Raw genomic sequence first — 2871 nt, 5'->3', positions numbered from 1 at the left:
CAATTGAGGTTATGAAGCCCGGAGTGACGGCGGGCGCCGTGGATGCAGCCGCTCGCAAGGTGATTGAGCGATCTGGGCGCCCCAAAGTTTTTCGCCACCGAACCGGATACCAAACCGGCATCCATTGGTCGGAGCGTGGCAACCTGAGCTTGGAGCCAGGTGCTACGGATGTCCTCGAACTCGGAATGATCTTCCATATGCCGATCCTGCTGTTCGGCGAAAGTGGGCGCATCTGTGGATGCAGCGAGCAAATTGTGATTACGGAACGGGGTGCCGAAATTCTTAGTCACACGCCGCGCACTCTCTATCGGGCATGATTTGGGCGGCAGGGCGTTATCAACTTAACCTCGCGTTTCTGAAACTTGCAGGATATCTTGAGGCACGACCGTCAGCCGCAAGCGCAATCCTTTGGCGCCGTAGATCATCGCCCATACAGTCTGGTTCTTACAGGGCTGCTAGAAGCGGGAACTTGGTTTCGTGTGAGACAATTCGCCGGTGGGCATCAAGCTCGGTCCGGATTGCGCTCGCGGCGTGCGCCGCAAGCAGCACTGAACCGCCCCGGGTTGATCGGAGGCTCCATGTGTGGATGCCCCGTTTCATGCAAGTGCCTTTCGCGTCTTCGAGCATGTGATCGGGTGCGGTCATGTGTCAGGCCTGTGATGCGGCGTCGGAGGTGCCGCTGGCCGTCATGGAGATACGCGGATCAGGCGCAAATCAACTCGACGAGCTTTTCGCTCTTGGAGCCTCGGTGCATTTCCTGATCCCGATCAGACCGATCATTTGCCCTTGACGTTCACGACCTCCTCACATGCCGCCCATCATGGCCTCGCAGTCGCCGAGTGCATGCTCATGCTGCCGCGCTGCCAAGATCCCGGTAATCCTCTTTCTTTGTCAACATCGCCCATACCGAGCGAGCCATCTTGTTGGCCAACGCCATGGCAACCAGCATCAGCGGTTTGCGATCCAGCATTCGGGCGAGCCATGATCCTGGCCGCGCACCGCGGCGGGAGGCCCACTGGATGACGGACATTGCGCCGATGATCAGCAACCGTCGGATGTCCCGCTGGCCCATTTTAGACGTTCGGCCGAGCCGCTGCTTGCCACCGGTCGAGTGCTGGATAGGCACAAGTCCGAGCCAAGCGGCAAAGTCACGGCCGCGCTTGAAGGTCGACATTGGGGGCGCAAACGCTTCCACCGCCATGGCCGTGATCGGGCCGACTCCCGGCATGGTCTGAAGGCGGCGTGTATCCTCCCCGCACTGGGCTTCGCGGCGGAGGATTTTCTCCAGCTCGGCAACTTCGCAGCTCAACCGATCGACCTGCTCCAAGTAGACGCGACCAACGTCGACAACCAGTTGGGGCATCGTAGATTCGGCGGCATCAATCGCGGCAGCCAAGGTTTTCAGGTGAGCCGGACCTTGCGGTGCGATGACGCCGTGTTCGGCAAGATGACCGCGCAAGGCGTTGATCAGTTGCGTGCGCTGGCGCACCAAGAGGTCGCGCGTCCGGAACACCATCGACCTCGCTTGCTGCTCTTCCGTCTTCACCGCCACAAACCGCATCGTTGGTCGAGATCCCGCTTCAGCTATGGCCTCGGCATCGGCGGTGTCGTTCTTCTGGCGCTTTACATAAGGCTTGACGTAGCTGGGCGGGATGAGCCTCACCTCGTGGCCCAGCTCCCGAATTGCCCGGCCCCATTCGTGTGCGCTCGCGCAGGCCTCCATGGCGACCACACAGGTTGGCTGTCGGGCCAAAAACGGGAGGACCTGAGAGCGAGCCATTCTCTTCCGGAATGCGACGCCGCCGTCGGCGTGAGCGCCATAAGCGTGGAAGACGCGCTTCGCCAGATCGATGCCAATGATGGTGACGTTGTTCATGTCGTTCCTCCTGTTGTCCGCAGCCCATTCTGCGATGGCAATTCTGCCACGCCGCTGGCTCGGCGGGAGGGGCATCCACTCCATCAACTCCTGAGAAGGTGGAGCCATGACAAGCAAGACGACCAACAAGTTCTCTCCCGAGGTCCGAGCCCGTGCGGTGCGGCTGGTTCTGGATCACGAAGGCGAGCATGCCTCGCGGTGGGCGGCGGTCTCGTCGATCGCCGCCAAGATCGGCTGCACGGCGCAGACGCTGCATGAGTGGGTGAAGAAGGCCGAGCGCGACAGTGGCGTGCGAGCCGGTGTGCCTACGGATGTGGCGACAAAACTCAAGGCTTTGGAACGCGAGAACCGCGAGCTTCGCCAGGCCAACGAGATCCTTCGCAAGGCTTCCGCGTATTTTGCGCAGGCGGAGCTCGACCGCCGGTTCAAGCCATGATCGCGTTCATCGACGATCACCGCGAGGCGCATGGGGTCGAGCCGATCTGCAAGGTGCTGCCGATCGCCCCGTCGACCTACCACGACCATGTCGCCAAGCGCATCGATCCCTCCCGGCTGTCGGCTCGGGCGAAGCGGGATGAGGCTTTGAAGGATGAGGTCCGACGCGTGTTCGAGGCTAACTTCCGCGTCTATGGCGTTCGCAAGATCTGGCGGCAGTTGCAACGCGAGGGCTTCGATGTCGCGCCGCTGGTCATCATTAAGTTTTTCCGGTCCCCAGTCATCGAGAATGAGAAGCAGCGGGCCATAATGACACGGCGCACGTCTGGACGTAGGCTTATCCGCCACGCAGGCGGCCGTGTCCCTGCGTATTCCGACGAAGCCGGCCATCGCCGTGGAACGCGGTGATAGGCGACGGAGAAATCCTCTCGGCAAGCTTTGTGGCCAAGCTGACAGGCGGTCGACACTTCAACGTGATCCGCTTCCTTGTGCCGCTGGTCCTGTCGGATGCGCTTGTCGACGAAGCCCTGGGCATCATCGACGAATCGATCGACGCCGCG

At 61.4% G+C, this 2871-nt stretch carries 2 protein-coding genes, 1 pseudogene and 1 other annotated feature; of the genes and pseudogenes, 2 read left to right on the top strand and 1 reads right to left on the bottom strand.

What is annotated here, in order from left to right:
* Positions 1 to 317, top strand: a 317-nt coding sequence (locus NKH37_RS33910) for a M24 family metallopeptidase (protein WP_353042578.1), incomplete at its 5' end; no start/stop codon positions are given.
* 530 nt (positions 318 to 847) lie between these two features.
* On the opposite strand, the gene NKH37_RS33905 is transcribed toward NKH37_RS33910, so the two are convergent.
* Entirely contained in the window at positions 848 to 1876 is a 1029-nt protein-coding gene (locus NKH37_RS33905) for an IS110 family RNA-guided transposase (RefSeq protein WP_353042576.1), read from the bottom strand.
* 106 nt (positions 1877 to 1982) lie between these two features.
* Here NKH37_RS33905 and NKH37_RS33900 point away from each other — a divergent pair.
* Positions 1983 to 2584: pseudogene (locus NKH37_RS33900) on the top strand (transposase); the annotation flags it as partial.
* Positions 2267 to 2383 (top strand) — a sequence feature (AL1L pseudoknot). It overlaps the preceding pseudogene by 117 nt.
* Positions 2585 to 2871: the final 287 nt, after the last annotated feature.

Origin of the sequence: Mesorhizobium sp. M1217, from assembly GCF_040318275.1 — a bacterium.
Classification (GTDB): Bacteria; Pseudomonadota; Alphaproteobacteria; order Rhizobiales; family Rhizobiaceae; genus Mesorhizobium.
This window is presented reverse-complemented; position numbering and strand designations above follow the sequence as displayed.

Coding starts and splice junctions, on each gene's coding strand:
- NKH37_RS33905 (WP_353042576.1), bottom strand. CDS start 1,876: ATGAACAACGTCACCATCATTGGCATCGATCTGGCGAAGCGCGTCTTC.